13 protein-coding genes are annotated in these 16501 nt (G+C 69.1%); all 13 read right to left on the bottom strand.

The window, feature by feature from the left end; genetic code table 11:
* The 13 genes from VGJ96_13655 to VGJ96_13715 all read right to left on the bottom strand — a co-directional run bounded on the left by VGJ96_13655 (position 1) and on the right by VGJ96_13715 (position 16446).
* Positions 1 to 1122, bottom strand: coding sequence for a LysM peptidoglycan-binding domain-containing protein (locus VGJ96_13655; protein ID HEY3288159.1), 1122 nt, complete (start codon positions 1120 to 1122; stop codon positions 1 to 3).
* A gap of 190 nt (positions 1123 to 1312) precedes the next feature.
* Positions 1313 to 1753, bottom strand: a complete 441-nt coding sequence (locus tag VGJ96_13660) for a hypothetical protein (GenBank protein HEY3288160.1) — start codon at positions 1751 to 1753, stop codon at positions 1313 to 1315.
* A gap of 267 nt (positions 1754 to 2020) precedes the next feature.
* Positions 2021 to 2509: a single-stranded DNA-binding protein gene (ssb, locus tag VGJ96_13665; GenBank protein ID HEY3288161.1), complete on the bottom strand. Its 489-nt coding sequence runs from the start codon at positions 2507 to 2509 to the stop codon at positions 2021 to 2023.
* A 125-nt stretch (positions 2510 to 2634) separates the two neighbouring features.
* A complete protein-coding gene (rimI, locus tag VGJ96_13670; protein HEY3288162.1) occupies positions 2635 to 3075 on the bottom strand; it encodes a ribosomal protein S18-alanine N-acetyltransferase in 441 nt (146 codons plus the stop codon).
* Positions 3075 to 3749, bottom strand: coding sequence for a tRNA (adenosine(37)-N6)-threonylcarbamoyltransferase complex dimerization subunit type 1 TsaB (tsaB, locus tag VGJ96_13675; GenBank protein HEY3288163.1), 675 nt, complete (start codon positions 3747 to 3749; stop codon positions 3075 to 3077). The genes rimI and tsaB overlap by 1 nt, the downstream gene beginning before the upstream one ends.
* Entirely contained in the window at positions 3746 to 4198 is a 453-nt protein-coding gene (tsaE, locus tag VGJ96_13680; GenBank protein HEY3288164.1) for a tRNA (adenosine(37)-N6)-threonylcarbamoyltransferase complex ATPase subunit type 1 TsaE, read from the bottom strand. Before tsaE ends, tsaB begins: the two co-directional genes overlap by 4 nt.
* Before the next feature lies 1 nt (position 4199).
* Positions 4200 to 6275, bottom strand: coding sequence for an excinuclease ABC subunit UvrB (uvrB, locus tag VGJ96_13685; protein ID HEY3288165.1), 2076 nt, complete (start codon positions 6273 to 6275; stop codon positions 4200 to 4202).
* A 122-nt stretch (positions 6276 to 6397) separates the two neighbouring features.
* Complete coding sequence (locus tag VGJ96_13690; protein ID HEY3288166.1) at positions 6398 to 6844, bottom strand: hypothetical protein; 447 nt, start codon at positions 6842 to 6844, stop codon at positions 6398 to 6400.
* A gap of 145 nt (positions 6845 to 6989) precedes the next feature.
* On the bottom strand, positions 6990 to 9179 hold the full coding sequence (locus tag VGJ96_13695) for a bifunctional (p)ppGpp synthetase/guanosine-3',5'-bis(diphosphate) 3'-pyrophosphohydrolase (GenBank protein ID HEY3288167.1): 2190 nt from the start codon (positions 9177 to 9179) through the stop codon (positions 6990 to 6992).
* A 186-nt stretch (positions 9180 to 9365) separates the two neighbouring features.
* Complete coding sequence (locus VGJ96_13700) at positions 9366 to 10952, bottom strand: Ig-like domain-containing protein (protein HEY3288168.1); 1587 nt, start codon at positions 10950 to 10952, stop codon at positions 9366 to 9368.
* Positions 10953 to 11058: 106 nt separating this feature from the next.
* Entirely contained in the window at positions 11059 to 14085 is a 3027-nt protein-coding gene (locus VGJ96_13705) for an AAA family ATPase (protein ID HEY3288169.1), read from the bottom strand.
* Between the two features lie 212 nt (positions 14086 to 14297).
* Positions 14298 to 14990, bottom strand: coding sequence for a DNA repair protein RadC (gene radC / locus VGJ96_13710; protein ID HEY3288170.1), 693 nt, complete (start codon positions 14988 to 14990; stop codon positions 14298 to 14300).
* 97 nt (positions 14991 to 15087) lie between these two features.
* A complete protein-coding gene (locus tag VGJ96_13715) occupies positions 15088 to 16446 on the bottom strand; it encodes a hypothetical protein (GenBank protein ID HEY3288171.1) in 1359 nt (452 codons plus the stop codon).
* Between the last annotated feature and the right edge of the window lie 55 nt (positions 16447 to 16501).

The raw sequence follows: 16501 nt of genomic DNA on the forward strand, positions 1-16501 counted from the left end.
TCAGGGCATCTTGGCGGTCAGTCGTCCCTTCATACCCGTCGCGATGCTCGCCTGCGTCCGGCCGAGCAGGATGCCCGAGACACCGTAGGGAGTCACGCGCAGGAGCTGCAGCACGCCTGCCACCTCGGGTGCGTGCTCTTCGCCGGCCAATCCTTTTCCGAGTGGCGCGAGGAGGGTCACCTGGTCGCCGGGCACCACGCCGTCGCGCGACGTGAGCGAGAGGATCATGTACGAGCCGAGCGTGGGGATGACCGGGGTATCCTGGACCCAGCGAAGCTGCGTCTCGAGGCCGAACTCGATGGCGGCCGGATGCTTGTCGAGCTGCGGAATCAGCGTATCGAGCATCGTCACGCCCTGCCCTTCGTTGATGGGGCGGAAGCGCGTGCGGATCACGGCGCGCGCATCGCCCACGCCGGGATCCTGCTGCAGTTCGACCACGCCGGTCACGATGATCACCTGCCCCTGCCCCGACAGGACGGGGCCCAGTTCATACGTCATGAAGCGCTGGCCGTCGACGCGCGGGGCCCCAACCGGGAGGCGCAGATAGACCGCCTCCTGCGACTGCGGGACGCGGACATCGAGGCTGGGTGTGACAATCTGCGACGTGGCCGCCTTGATTACCTGTCCGTGACCAGTCGGTCCGCCCTCGATCCAGACGAAGGGCGAGGCGAGATACTCACCCGGGCGCACGGCCTGGCGCGATTTCAGCAGGTTGGCGGAGACCCGCTCACCACGCTGCCGCTTGAAGCGACGGGGGTCGAAGACGGTCGACGCATTCGGGTCGTACGGCGCGCTGCGGGCCGCCGCCTGCGGCGCCTCGGCCGCCCCCGCGACGCTGGCCGGGAGCTTGAGCACCTCGCCCGGATAGATCCAGTGCGGGTCTTCGATGACCGCCGTATTCAAGCGGTAGATCTCGGGCCAAAGGTAGGCATCGCCCAGATACTGCTTCGCGAGGCTCCACAGGGTCTCGCCGCGGGCGACGGTATGCGTGGCCGGCGTCGCCACCTGGGCGGCCGGTTGCGCGCCAGCTTTGGACGGCGGCGTCGTGGGCTGCTGCGCCGAGACGGCGAGCGCGGCACCAAGGAACGCGGGGGTGATCAGCGAAACGCGGATGCGGGCCATGGATGGGTCCGGTCGACGGGAAGGTCGTTGTAAAGCATGGCAGAACCCGCCCCCGCCCTCAAGGCGGAGACGGATGCTAACTGATAATTGGACGAATGAGGGGAAAAACCGATACGGCAGAGTACGACAGAATACGACAGAATACGACAGAATACGACAGAGTACGACAGAGTGCGGCAGCAACAGCGCCTTACTTGCTGTTCACGGTCACGTTGAACAGCCCCTGGCCGGACTGGGTGTCCGTGCAGCCATTCACGGTCACGGTGAACGTGAAGGTGGCCTGGCTGACGGCGCCGTATTCGACGTGCCTGGTCCCCGTCGCGCCGGCGGCGATGGACTCGATGGGCGATCGCCCCGGGAGGGTGATGAGTTCGAGCGTGCGGCCGGACTGGTTCACAACCTGGTACGCGTTGCCCGCGGTAAGGATCACCGTGCTCGGCGTGGCGACCGGACAGAAGCCGCTCCAGGTGGCGGGGAGCCCGCTGGGGCGGTAGGCGCTGGTCGCCTCTGCTGGCCCGATCGTGACCGTCGTGGTCGCGACGACGGCCGGCGCCGTGCTCGAGTCGGAGGACGAGGAGCACGCCGCGGCGAGGAACGCGACGGCAACAGCTGGAATGGCGCGAGCACGCATCAGGGGGCTCCCGGAGGTTCGTGCGCCAACGATACGACGGATTCGCGCGGCGGGACAGGTTTGTCCTCGATCGCCGGCCTTTTCACCACGGAGGCACGGAGGGAAAGCCGAGGGGCACGGAGGAACCACAGCGGCCCGGAGGTGCAATTCGCGCCACGCAGAGGCCTGCGTGGCGCGAGGTCGTCACCCCAATTGTAGCCGTTCTCCGTGGCCCGCAGGCAGTTCTCCGTGCCTCCGTGGTGAAGAAACCCGAGCGGCGTGCCGAACTCAGAACGGCAGGTCGTCGTCCGCCTCGAGGCCGCCCGGGAACTCTTCGAAGTCACCCGACGGGGCGGCCGCGGCGCCCTTGGCGGGGGCGGCGGAACGGCTGCGGGACGGGGCGCTCCCCTCGAAATCACCGCCCTTGCCACCGAGCAGCATGATTTCGCGGACGTTGATCTCCGTCACGTACTTGGTCTGGTTCTCCTTGTCCTGGTACTGCCGATACTCGATGCGCCCCTCGACGTAGAGCTTCTCGCCCTTCTTGCAGTAGCGCTCGATGATGTCGGCGAGACCCATCCCGCCGGCCTTGCCGTTCCAGGCGACGCACTTGTGCCACTCGGTCTTCTCCTGCTTCTCGCTCCCGCCCTGCCCGCCCCACGACCGGCTGGTGGCCAGCGAGAACGATGCCACCTTGCTCCCGTTCGACGTCGTGCGGATCTCGGGATCGGCCCCGAGGTTTCCAATCAGCGTCACCTTGTTCAAGCTGCGGCTCACAACTCCTCCTCGCGTATGAAGTCCGTACGTCGTCGTTGACAGTAAAGATACGCCCCTCGACTGACACAACCAATCGGCCGCCGCCGGGCGCAGGACATTGCGGCCGACCTTGGGTCGCCGCGCACCTACCCGAGATCGCGGCGCAGGACGAGGGCGTCCTCGGACGGGTTCTGATAGTACTTCGGACGCCGTCCGACCTCGTGGAATCCCCGGCTGGCATAGAGCCGCTGCGCCGCGTGATTCGATGCGCGGACCTCGAGGAACATGACCATCAGCCCTTCCTCGTGCGCCTGCCGCAGCGCGGCGTCGAGCAGCAGCGCCCCGAGGCCGCGGGCGCGCCGCGGGGGATCCACGGCGAGGTTCGCGAGCTCACATTCTTCGCCCGAGACCCACACCACGGCATAGCCGGCGACAACGCCGTCCTCGAGGGCGACGCTCATGCGCACGAAGCCATGCGCGAGCGAGTCGGTAAAGCTCTTCAGCGACCAGGGATCACCGAAGGACGCGCACTCGATCGCCTCGATCGCCGGCAGGTCGGCCGTGGTGGCCGCGCGGATGGTCGCCACTATCCGGTGGCGAGCGGCCGCCCGTGCGCCGCCTCCCATCGGACCTGCGCCTCGGCGAGGCGGCCGTACGATGGCTCCCAGCCCTCAAGGTCGACGGGCCCATCGGTGAGGCAGGCGGCGAGCAGGCGCGCGACGCCGCGCGCGTGCGGCGGACGTGGCTCGCGTTCGAGCGGACCGACGACGGTAAGTCCGAACTCGGCCAACTGTTCGAGAGTCGCAAGCGCAGGGGCACGCTCCACCGTCACCTGTCCGTCCTCCCGCATCGTGACCGGCTGGACATAGCGCTCGCCCCGCATCGCATCGAGCGCCACGACGTACCGGCCCGTCGGCAGGACCGGTTCCGCGCCCGCCACGACGAGCGCCAGCGACGACACCGCGTAGAGCGGCACGTTCGCCCCGTGCGCGATCCCCTTGGCGATTCCCGCGGCGATGCGCAGCGACGTGAAGCTGCCGGGCCCCGCCCCGCAGACCACCCGCGCCAGATCGCGCGGCGACGCGCCGGCATCACCGAGGACGGCCAGGACGGCGGGCATCAACCGTTCCTCGCGCTCGCCGCGCATCATCGCCTCGCGCGACGCGATGACGACCCCGTCGCGCAGCACGGCGACCGTCCCCACGTAAGTGGAGGCGTCGATCGCGAGCGTCAGTCCGGGCGCGCGCGCATCGCCGGTCACCAGCTGACCCTCCGCGTTGCGTCATCGCCCGCGACGTGCGCCAAGTTGATGGCCAGCGCGTCCGGCGGAATCAGCGCCCCGGCGCGATCCGGCCATTCGATGATGACGAGGGCGGGCTCATCGAAGAGGGCCTCCCAGCCGACGTTCGCCAACTCGGCGGGATCCTTGATGCGATAGAGATCGAGGTGGAAGAGCCGCGCCGACTCGCGCGCCCGGTACTCGTGCACCAGGGCAAAGGTGGGGCTCGTCACCGGTTCGAGGACCCCGAAGCCGCGGCCGATGGCGCGCGTGAGCGTGGTCTTGCCGGTGCCGAGGTCGCCGGCGAGCGCGATGGCACAGGGGAGCGACTTCGCGGCGAAGCGGCCGAGCATGACCCCGAACGTCTCGAGTTCGGCCAGCGTCATGGTGTAGGCGCCGTGCGGCGGGAGCGGCGGGATGAGCGACGTCACGCTACCGTCCCGCCCGCCACGACGCGCCACGGCGGGCGCCGTGACTGCGCCCGCCCATCGCCGCCTTGATCTCGAAGAGCTCGTCCCGCAACCGGGCCGCCGTCTCGAAGTCGAGCGCCTTCGCCGCTTCCTTCATTTCCTCCTCGAGCTGGACCACGAGCGCGGGAAGATCCTCCACGCCGTAGTGCGCGGCGGCCTCCGCCACCTTCCGCTGCTGCTTCTCGCCCGCCCGCGCCTTTTCCCGTCCTTCGCGCTCCTCGCGCGCGTCGGCCACGCGCGTCAGGACGCGGATCTGCTCCGTGCTCTTGGTCACGCCGCGCGGCACGATGCCGTGCGCCGCGTTGTGCGCCTCCTGCACCGCGCGGCGACGATTCGTCTCGTCGATCGCGCGCTGCATCGAGCCGGTGATGCGATCGGCGTAGAGAATCGCCTTCCCCTCCATGTGGCGGGCCGCGCGCCCCACCGTCTGGATCAGCGAACGGTCGGAACGCAGGAAGCCTTCCTGATCCGCATCGAGAATCGCGACGAGCGAGACCTCCGGCAAGTCGAGCCCCTCGCGCAGCAGGTTGATCCCGACCAGCACGTCGAACTCGCCAAGGCGCAGGCCGCGGACGATCTCCATGCGCTCGATGGCGTCGATGTCGGCGTGCATGTAGCGCACGCGCACCCCCATCTGCTGGAGGTAGTCGGTCAGGTCCTCGGCCATGCGCTTGGTCAGCGTCGTGACAAGGACGCGCTCGCCCTTGCGCTCGCGAATGCGGATCTCCCCGAGCAGGTCGTCCACCTGCCCGCGCACGGGGCGGATCTCGAGCACCGGGTCCACCAGCCCCGTCGGCCGGATGATCTGCTCCACGACGACGCCCTGCGACAGCTGCAGCTCGAGATCGGCCGGCGTCGCGGAGACGAAGATCGCGCGCGGGGTCAGCGTGAGGAACTCGTCGAACATCAGCGGCCGGTTGTCGAGCGCGCTCGGCAGGCGGAAGCCGTACTCCACCAGCGTCGTCTTGCGCGACCGGTCGCCGTTGAACATCCCGCCGATCTGCGGAAGCGTGACGTGCGACTCGTCCACGACGACGAGAAAGTCCTCGGGGAAGTAATCGAGGAGCACGGCCGGACGCTCGCCCGACGCGCGTCCCGAGAGGTGCCGCGAGTAGTTCTCGATGCCGGCGCAGGTGCCGACCTCGAGCATCATCTCAATGTCGAAGTTGGTGCGCGACTCGAGGCGCTGGGCCTCGAGCAGCTTCCCCGCCGCCTTCAGCGCGGCGAGGCGCTCCCGCAGTTCGTCCTGGATGAGGCGCACGGCGCGCTCGAGCGTCGGCCGCGAGGTGACGAAGTGCTTCGCCGGATAGACCGCCGTGCGGGTGAGCGGCGTGATCGTCTCGCCGGTCAGCGGGTTGATCTTCGAGATCCGTTCGACGACGTCGCCCCACAGCTCGACGCGCACCGCCTGCTCCTCGTAGGCCGGGAAGATCTCCACCGTGTCGCCGCGCACGCGGAAGGTGCCGCGCTCGAAGGCGACGTCGTTGCGGCCGTACTGGATCTTCACGAGGCCGCGCAGGATCTCGTCGCGCGCGATCGTCTGGCCGGTCTTGAGGTGCACCATCTGCTCGCGGTACTGCACCGGGTCGCCGAGGCCGTAGATCGCCGAGACGGTGGCGACGATGATCACGTCCTCGCGCTCCATCAGCGAGGAGGTGGCGCGCAGCCGGAGCCGGTCGATGTCCTCGTTGATCGACGCGTCCTTCTCGATGTAGGTGTCGCTCGTCGGGACGTACGCTTCCGGCTGGTAGTAGTCGTAGTACGAGATGAAGTACTCGACGGCGTTGTTCGGGAAGAACGACTTGAGCTCGCCGTAGAGCTGGGCGGCGAGCGTCTTGTTGTGCGAGAGGACGAGGGTCGGCCGCCCCGCGTTCCGGATGACGTTCGCGATCGTCATCGTCTTCCCCGACCCGGTGACGCCGAGCAGCGTCTGGAACCGGTCGCCGCGTGCGAGCCCCGCCGTCAGCTCGGCGATCGCCTTGGGCTGATCGCCGGCCGGCTCGAACGGCGCCTGCAGGTCGAAGGGGACGGAAGACATCCGTGGAATATATCGCTTCGGGCTTTGTTCGGCAGGCGTCGCCGGACGCCCGGCAGTTGCCTGGGCACCATCGGCGCCGCGGGGCGTCGAGGGTAACTCCCGCCGACGCCCCTCCCCCTCCCCTAGAAGTGAGGCAGGAGCGGGCGCTGCCAGGGGATGCCGGCGAGGAGCAGCCCCAGCGAGAGCGCGATACCGATGGCCGCGCGGCGGTGCCGCACGGTGTCATCCGGGCCGCGCCGCGCGATGATCCCCGTGACTGTCGCCACCACGACCGCGAGCAGCATCAGCGACGGGTGCTCGACGATGAAGTAGCGGATGCCCGGGTCCTTCATTGCCGCCGCCATGTCGGACATCCCGTGCCGCGTCAGCGGACTGACGCCGTAGAGCACGAGGCCGAGCAGAAACTGAAGGTGCACGGACATCGTGAAGAGCGAGAGCGCGCGCTTGGCGCCCGTCGCGTAGTCCACCCCGCCGTTGATCCCCTTGAGGGCGCGCAGGAGCGCGACGACGGCAAGGAGGAAGACCAACCAGCGGAGGAGGTTATGAAGGCCAAGGACGATTGAGGGCATGGATTCCGGATTCCGATTGAGGATCGCGACTGAGGATCGCGATTCCGATGGGGGACGGGGGAGCGGAGCGAGGGGGGGCGGTGCGAGACGAGGGTCCAGATCGTGATCCTGAATCGTAATCAGCGATCGCGATCCTCGGTCCTGATCATCCGTCCGCGGTCAGTCTTTCACGCCGGGACACTTCCGTGACGCCTTTCACCCGCCGAGCGGCGCGAATGATCTTGTCGAGGTGGACGAGGTTCTCGACCTCGACGAGGGCGGCGCCGGTCACGCGGCCGTCGGTGGACTTGAGCTCGAGCGTCTTGATGTCGGTGCCGGTGCCGCTGACGGCGGCCGCGAGGTCGGCATAGAGGCCGCGGCGGTCATTCCCCTCGATGTGCAGGCGGATGACGAAGCGTTCGCCTTCGCTCTCCTTCCAGTCGATCTCGAGCCGGCGCTCCGGTTCGTGCACGAGGAAGAGGAGGTTCGGGCAGTCGGCGCGGTGAATGCTGACGCCGCGCCCGCGCGTGACGTAGCCCACCACCTTGTCGCCCGGCACGGGCTGGCAGCACTGCGCATAGCGGACCATCAGGCCGTCGGCGCCCTGCACGCGGATGCCGCGCGAGGTGTCCGAGCGCTTCATCCGGTCGAGGAGGCGCTCGAGCGGGCTCGCCTTCACCTGGTGCTGGTCCGGGTGCTCCTCGACGTCGGGGAAGACGGCCTTCAGGATGTGCGTGATGGTGACGTCGCCCTGCGCGATGGACGCCAGCACGTGGTCGGCATCGCCGAGCTTGAGCACGTCGGCGGCCACGGCCAGCTCGTCGTCGGTGAGCTTCGCCATCTTGCGGCGGCGCAGTTCGCGGTCGAGGATCTCGCGCCCGATCTGGCGCGACGCCTTGTGCTCCTCGACGCGCAGCCACTGCCGGATGCGATGCCGCGCGCGCCCGGTGCGCACGTGCGCCAGCCAGTCGCGGCTGGGGCGCGCCGTGGGAGAGCGCGAGATCTCCACCGTCTCGGAATTGCGCAGCTCGCGCGAGAGCGGCACGATGCGCCCGTTGACCTTCGCCCCCTGCACGTGGAGGCCAAGCTCCGAGTGCACGGCAAAGGCGAAATCGATGGGCGTCGCGCCCTTGGGGAGCTGGATCACGTCCCCCTTCGGCGTGAAGACGAAGATCTCGTCCTGGTACAGGTCGAGCTTGAGGAACTCGAGGAACTGGTCGGGGGTCTCGGCGTCCAGCTGCAACTCGAGCACCTGGCGGAACCAGTGCAGCGCGCGGTCGAGGTCGTCGCCGTGCCCCTTCTCGCCCTCCTTGTATCGCCAGTGCGCGGCGATGCCATAGTCCGCCGTGCGATGCATCTCGAGGGTGCGGATCTGGATCTCGAACAGCGTGCCCCGCGGGCCGAAGACCGTCGTGTGCAGCGACTGGTAGCCGTTGGACTTGGGCTGCGCGATGTAATCCTTGATGCGCTCCTGCAGCGGTGACCAGGCGCCGTGGATGACCCCGAGGGCGTGGTAGCATTCCGGGACGCTGTCCACGAGCACGCGAATGGCGTAGAGGTCGTAGACGTCGTCGTACGACTTGTCGCCCTTCACCATCTTCTTGTGGATGGACCAGAGGTGCTTTGGGCGCCCGCTCACTTCGTGGACCACGACGCCGCTGTCCTTGAGGCGCTGCGAGAGCGGGCCGACCATCTCCTGGATGAGCGCCTCGCGATCGGCGCGCTTCTGCTGGACGAGGCGCGCCAGCGCGCGGTACTCCTCCGGCTCCAGATAGCGGAAGGCCAGGTCCTCGAGTTCGGCCTTCATCGCGGCCAGGCCGAAGCGGTGCGCGAGCGGCGCATACAGGTCGCGCGTCTCGAGGGCGATGCGGCGGCGCTTCTCCTCGGGGAGATGTTCGAGCGTCCGCATGTTGTGCAGGCGGTCGGCGAGCTTGATGAGGATGACGCGCGCGTCCTTGGCGATCGAGAGGAGGAGCTTGCGGTAGTTCTCGACCTGCCGCTCCTCGCGCGACCCCGTGGGGAGGTGGCCGATCTTCGTGACGCCGTCGACGATCTGGGCGACCTCGCGGCCGAACTCGCGCTCTACGTCCTCGCGCGTCGCGTCGGTGTCCTCGATGACGTCGTGCACGAGCGCGCTGGCGACGGTCACGGTGTCGAGCTGCAGCTCGGCGAGGATCTTGGCGACCTCGACGCAGTGCGTGACGTAGGGATCCCCGTTCCGACGGGTCTGTCCCGCGTGCGCCTTCTCGCTGAAGCGATAGGCGCGCGACAACAGGGCCGCGTCGAGCCGCTCCGGATGGGCGTCGGCGCTGAGCTCCCACTTGGGGATGATGTCGGTGAGGACGGGAGTGATCACACTACGACTGAGGATATGGAATCCGGATTACGATTGAGGATTGCGAATTCGGATTACGATTGGCGATTGCGATGGCACGGCGCGAACAACGGGGTCCACCGCAAGCGCGGCGGGACCCCGTTGGCTGGCCTCTCCCCTGAAACTGCCCCCCGGTGGCGGGGAGTCAAGGGGGCGTGGCGGCGCGCATCAAGGTGCCGGGTAGGCCCAGACGTCACTTCCCCAACCCGATCCGGTCAGGCCTGAAACAAGGATCAACCGGCGCCGCAGGACATCGTAATGCAGACCCGGAAGATACCGGGGACCCGGCGAGGTCGCGGCGGTCGGCATCGCCTGCCAGCGCACGCTCGCGTCATCGGGTCGGCTTCGTACGAAGTCCGAGGTCGTGACGAAGCCATGCAGCGTCATCCCTCCGTACCGGTACAGCGTGCCGGAGACTGGATCGTACGCCATGCCGCTGCCTCCGCGTGCATCGCTCCCGGTGTTCGGCGGAATCAAGTTCCTGAACGCGTAGGTCCGAAGGTTCAGCACCCAGAGGTCGTCATACATGCCTTCTGTCGCCCCGAGCCAACGCTGGGTGAGGAACGCGCGCGCACCGGCCGCATCGACAACCACGTTCGTCTGCGCACCGAACCGAGGCTCCGGCACCGCGCCGCTCGTCGTGATAGCCAGCCACGCGTTGGATCCGTTCCACTCCCACAGGGTGTTCCTGAAGCTGCCCCAACCATAGCCGGCGAACAGCGACAGGCGGCCGCTCACGGGGTTCATGAACGCATAGCCTTCGTAGTACTGATCCGAGTTGCCGGTCGCGCCCTCGGCGGTCCACGTGCCGCCCGTCTCGGGAATGCTGTACACCTGGCCAAGTCCGTCCCAGTAGGTGAGCAGCCGATGGCGCGCCGCATCGTAGATCAGCTTGCGATATTTGCCCATCGGCCAGCCGTTCGCGGTCAGGCGCGTCCATCTCTGGGTTCCGAGGTCGAAACGCCAGAGCGAGCCGACGGCACCGTCGGGCATTTCCGCCGCGAAGATGGCGTCGCTGGCCGCGGAGTAGGCAGACGCCGTAATGGCCGCCGGCACGGCGGATCGCGACGCCAGCAGTCGCCAGAGCGCCGGCACCGTGACGGTCGCGGTTGCCGAGACGCCTTCGCTCGTGACCGTCATGATGGCTTGTCCCGGCCCGACCGCGGTCGCGACACCTGCCGGACTGACGGTGGCGACCGCCGGAGCAGAAGTCGTCCAGATCACGTCGCGGCCATTCAGCACCGCACCGAAGCGATCGAGCAGCGTGGCCGTGAAAATCACGGTCGCACCGACGTCCAGTACGGACGCTGTCGGTGCGAGCAGAATTGTCGCCACGGGTTCGGCGCCAATCCAGCGTGTACAGGCGGAGAACTTGCTGTTGTTCGCGTCACCTCCGGGCGCCGACGTCGCCTTGCGCGACCGTATCTTGACGCCATAGGCGACCCCCGGCGTGAGTCCCGTGTACTGGTGCACGGTCTCTGTCGCCGTGGCCTTGTCCACCGTCGGCAGCATGCCTGTGTCACAGCTCACCAGCTGATAGCCGTTGGCATCGGCCACCGCGGACCAGGCGACGGTGGCGCTCCCCCCGGCAAGTCGCACCGAGAGGACGGACGGCGCGTCAAGCCGTTCATTCGCGGCCATTCGGGAACGGGCATCAGCGAGCATTGCAGTCGGGACCGCAGTCGTCGCGTCGCCCGCCGTGCAGCCGGCGAGCAGGCTGCTGCAGGCCATCAGGAATCGCAGTGAGTTTCGCACGGACCGTCTCCTTGGAGGCGTGCCAGGCGGCACAGGTGGCCGGACACGGTCCCAAGGTCGTCGGAGGAGTCAGTCCGCCGTCAACGGGCGTGAACTGACGTCGTTTTCACGGCTCGCGCGACACGTGCACCTCGACGGCGGCGATGCCGATGGGGGACTCGACGCGATATGGCGGCACGGGGCCTCGGTCCTTCCAGCAGCGCACGATCTTCCAATACGCTGCTCCCTCGAGGGCGGCCGCGCGCAGGGTATCGAGCGGCAGGTCGAGCAGGTCGTCGCCATTGCGCCACCGGGGCTCGCCGCACGTCCAGTTGGTGCTGGAGAAGATGAAGGCCGCGCGCGGCTCGGCGCCGAATGCCCAGAGCAGGAGGTAGCGCCCCGGCAGCAAGGGCGCCACTCGGCGCACCGGCACCTCGATGCGCCCCGAATCGAGCGGTGTCACGAGCGAGCGCACGGACGCGGTGTCGGTCTCCCGACGCTCCCACGTGGCGGTCGCGCCAAGGAAGACCGTCGCCGTTGTCCAGAGACTGGAATAGAGCAGGCTCACGCGCCCGACCAGCGGTTCGCCGGGGCGGACGCGCACGACCGGAACTGGACCGGAAAGCAGTTGACCGTTGATGACGCCGGAGCGCAGCCTCAGCTTCGAACCGCCGATCCACTCGTGTATCCATCGCACGCTCGTCAGGCCCTTTGCCTCGAAGTTCAGTTCCGAGGACTGGCCTTCCTTGCGACCCATACTCAATGAGTCGAAGGTCGCTTCGCCATCCACCGTCTCGGCGGTCAGCCGGCCACCGGGATTTTGCCCCGGCGCGCCACGCACGGATACTCGAAGCCCGGTGACGCGGAGTCGGCGACCGAGCCGATCGTGCACGCCGATCACCGGCGCGCGATCCATCACCTCTTCGCCGTTACTCGGGATCGGCGCCTGCACCATCACCAGCTTGGCCGGCCGGGTCAGGTACCATGCGCCGATGACGAGGAGGGCGAGGACGGCGGCGAAGGCCCAGTGGGTCCGATGGTCGCGCCCGCGGCGCGGAAGCGTGCGCCGCACCGCCGTGCGGAGGGCCAGCGTCCGCTCATCGGACAGCCCGGGCGGGAGCAGATCCACGGTGGGCACGCCCACCGCCGGCACCTCGCCGCGGCGCACCCACGCCCGCAGCACGCCGGCCACCTCGTCGTCCGACCCGGCCTGCACCAGCAACGCGATGATACGACGCATCTCGACGACGCCCACGCCCTGCTCCGCGGCGAGCGCGAGGGCCAGTCCAAGCCGCGCCGAGGCCAGCGAGGGCGCGTCGCTCTGCGCCACGATGAGGTCGGTGATCTCATCGTGCGCCGTCGCCCACCCTCCATCGGGCATGCGGCGCGCGTATCCGCGCACCTCGAGCGCCAGCAGCACCGACTCCACATTCGTCCGCTCCGCCGATACGGCTGCAGCCACAACCTCAGTCGACGGTGCGGCGCCAACGCAGAGGACCCGCAGCACCGCACGTGCCTCCACCGAGAGCTGGGCGACGCGCATGCGCGCCGCCTCGCTTGCGTCGAGCGCGGCCAGCAGCGCCGGAACGTTCGGCGCCGCCCAGTGCTCGGCGTCGATCATCAACAACTGTTTCTCCACCACGGCGTGCAGCAACTGCAGCACATGGAAGGGCACACCGCCTGCCGCGTCACGCAGCGCCGCCGCGAACGCGTCCCACCAGGCGGCATCGCCAGCACCGCCGAGCGACTGCAGCATCGCGTCCACCTGCGCCGTCGTCAGCGGCGGCAGCGACACGCGCTCCACGCCCGTTTCGCCCGCCCAGGGTTCACGCCCCGCGGTGAGCAGCAGCACCCGCGCGTCGGCCGCCAGCCGCCCCATCGCGACCAGCAGCAGGTTCAGCGATGCGCGATCCGCCCAGTGCGCGTCGTCGATCGCCAGCACCACGGACGCCTCGTGCGTGACCGCACCGAGGAGGTCCGCGAGCGCGACGGTGCGGCGACGCATCGCCTCGTCGCCCGTGGCGGTGTCGGCGTGCGCGGCGAAGACCGTCGAGGCGTCGGGTGCCATCGCCACCAGCGCCGCCATGGAACCGGGCGCCACCGCGATGCTCCCCGGCAGGCGGGCGAGTGCCGTGACGACGCTGGCGCCGAGCGCGAATGGCACGTCGCGCTCGTCACGGCGCGCACCGCACCGCACGACGCGCGCCCCGGCCGCCTGCAGGCGCGCGCACGATTCCTCGAGCAGCCGGGTCTTCCCCGTTCCCGCCAGCGCCTCCACGTGCAGATGCTGCCGCCGGCCGCGCTTCACGATCCCCCAAGCCGCCAGCACGCGCGCCAGTTGCGTCTCGCGCCCCACGAACTCGGGGGCCGACAGGGCCCCGCCGCGCTCCGGCGACGGACGGGCGACGTCGCGAACCCGCTGGAAGAGCTGCGCGGTGGCGGGTTCAGGCGGCCGGCCCTCGTTGCGCAACAGCTCCGCGAGGCGCTCGGCCTCGAGGCGCGCCGACGCGACCCCCTCGGCGGCGATCTCCGCCTCGATCAGCAGGCGCCACGACCGCTCGCGCGACGCGTCCATGTCACGCAGGCGACGCGCGTGGGGAAGCGCCGCCGCGGCGCGACCGGCCGCGAGGTCAGCGCGCGCGACGGTCTCGAGCAAGCGCGCGAAGAGCGCCGCCAGGTGCCGACGCTCGATATCGCACCACATCTCGAACTCGGCGCCGCCCGGCACCGCGAGATCGGGGATGAAGTCGCCGCGATACAACGCAATAGCCGCCGCGAAATCACCGCGATCCGCCGCCGCGACGAACTCATCGCGGTCGAAGGTCAGCGCCGCCCGCAAGATGACGAGGTCGCCATCCGAGACCAGCGCATCGTCCGGAAGGAGCCGCCGCAGCACCAGCAGGGCCTGCCGCAGGTTGGCGCGTGCCCGCTCCGGTTCGAGGTCGGACCAGAGCAGGTCGATCAAGTGCGGCCGGGTGGCCGAGTGCACGGACTGTGAACGAAGGTAGGCCAGCAGGGCGAGCGGCTTGCCCGGCCCCAGCCGGAGCACGCCCTCGGCGGAGACCAGTTCGAGGCGTCCCAGCACATGCAGCGACAGTCGCTGAGCGCCGGCTTCAGGCAGGCCGTCGGTCGGCACAGGAGGGAGCGAGTTCACGATGCGCGCAAAGTCTTCACGCCCGAGAATCTGTGGGTGCTCCCCGCATCCCGCGAGCGCGTGGCGGCGGCACGCGAATGGTGAACGAACATGCGACATCGTTCGCGCCGCGCGTCAGCCCCGCGTCAATCGACCATCGTAGGCATTGCCGCACTTCTCGACCACCCCTCTCCCCTGCACCACACCCTGCACCCCGCACCCCTCCTCCTCGCTCAAAGAAACCCCATCTCCGCAAACGACAAGTATCTCCCCCGCCCGATGATCACGTGATCGTGCACCGGGATGTCGAGCAGTCGCCCGGCCGCCACCAGCTGTTCAGTCACGCTCCGGTCGTCCGCGCTCGGCGTCGGGTCGCCGCTCGGGTGGTTGTGCACGAGGATGATGGCCGCGGCCCGTTCGGCGATGGCCTCGCGAAAGACCTCGCGGGGATGGACGAGCGAGGAATTAAGTATGCCGCGCGTCACCAGCACATCGCGCCCCAGCCGGTGCTGGGCGTCGAGGATGGCGACGTGGAACTCCTCGACCGGCAGGTCCTCCAGTGTGGGCGCGAAGGAGCGCCAGACGTCGCGCGGCGCGCGCAGTGGACGTGCCTCGCCCGGCTCCTCGCTCGCCAGCCGCCGTCCGAGTTCCAGCGCGGCGTGGATGGCCACGGCGCGCGTCGCGCCAAGCCCCGGCACCTCCGCCAGCGCGGCGAGCGGGCGATCGCCGAGGCGCCGGAGCGATCCATCGGCGCGGCTGAGCACGTCGTGGGCGAGAGTCAGCGCCGGTCGGCCGCGCGTTCCCGCGCCGATGACGAGGGCAAGCAACTCAGGCGCCGACAGCGCGCGGGCGCCGAGTGTACGGAGGCGCTCACGCGGCCGGTCGGGCGGCAGGAGCCCTTGAGGTGTGATGGCGAGAACCGTCATGCTCAACCGTATCAAGGGTCGCGCAGCGATCCGTCACCAAAACAGAGCGGCCCGGTGCGCACCATTGCACACCGGGCCGCGACGATCCGAGTCGGCGTTACGGGTCCTTGGTCGTCGACGCGGGCCGGGCCGCGCTCACCGCCTCACGCGAAGCAGCACTGCGCTCGGCCTGGGCCTGCGACGCCGCCGAGGCCGCGGCGGCCGACGAGGCGGATGCGGCGGCTGACCCCGTCGAGGATGCGTTGTTGCCGTACTGCGGCGAACCCGTGCCGCCGGCCGTTCCGGTGGTCCAGCCGCCGGAGTTGGCGCGACGCGCCCCCGAAACGCCTTCAGTGGGCACCGACCGGACGATCCACGGCACGAAGGCCTCGGACGCCGGGGTGACGTTGCCGCGCTGCAGGCCTGTCGGATCGACCGGCACGCCGACGGCGATCGTCCCCTGCGGTCCAACACCAGTCGTGCGAACGCCGCGCGCGAACGACTTGAAGCCTTCTTCGGATTCGCCGCCGCTCGGCCGATACGGGCGGTAGCCCTCTTCGGGGCGCATCGACGGGTTCACCGGTGTGGCGACCACGCCGCGGCGCAGCGGCACCGCCTGCTCCTCGACGATGGACTTCGACGGCACCTTCCGGGCCGGCAGCTGCAGCTTCTCGGTCGTGATGGTGTCGCCGCCGCCCGGCGTTCCGGTGGGCGTCGAGCCAGGCGAGTCGTAATAGTGGCGGATCGGGCAGTAGAACATGCCCGTGGCGAAGAAGTAGTCAGCCGGGATGTTGTACATGCCCGTCGGACAGTAGAACGCAATGCTCTGGCCCGCGTAGCGGTTGTACGCGTTGTTGTGATCGGTCACTTCGAGCACGTCCACGACGATGTCGTCGACCGTGCTCCCCAGCGGCATGATGGCATCCACGATGTCCGTCAGGAACGCGTCAGGGGCAATCACGGTGCTCGAGATCGCACGGAATCCCAAGGCCTGCTGCAGCCAATGTTGCGCGGCGTCCGGCGAGCCCACCTGCCGGAGCGGACGGCGCGACGCGACGAGGAGGAGCGTGCGCGTCGGGGCCAGGGACGACGCCCCCCATCCCGCCTCCGTCCCCGTCCAGCCCGTCGTGTAGTAGTACGAGATGATACGACCCTGATTGTCGACCATCCACATCGGCCGGGCGTACGGCATGGCATAGTTCCAGCCGTAATACCGATACTGCGAGCGGAACGGCCGCGAGAGGAGATATTCGCCGGGTTCCACCGGCTTGGCCGCCTGCGATGTGGTACGGGGGAAGAGCTGCTGCACGCCCTGTCCCGGAATGACTTCGAACACCGCCACATACGCCGGCTGGTCCACGAAGAAGCTCGGTTCGCTCGTTCCGTGGCGCAGCGACGCCTCGAGCGGCCGCGCCACCTGCGCGGCGGCTCCGACGGTGCACGCGGCCAGCAGGGCCGCCAACCTCAGGACTCGCATGAACCCTCCCGCTCTGGACGGGTGCGTCAGGCCTCTAACTGAAACGTTGGGGGAG

The sequence above is a fragment of the Gemmatimonadaceae bacterium genome, from assembly GCA_036504815.1.
GTDB lineage: Bacteria > Gemmatimonadota > Gemmatimonadetes > Gemmatimonadales > Gemmatimonadaceae > PNKL01.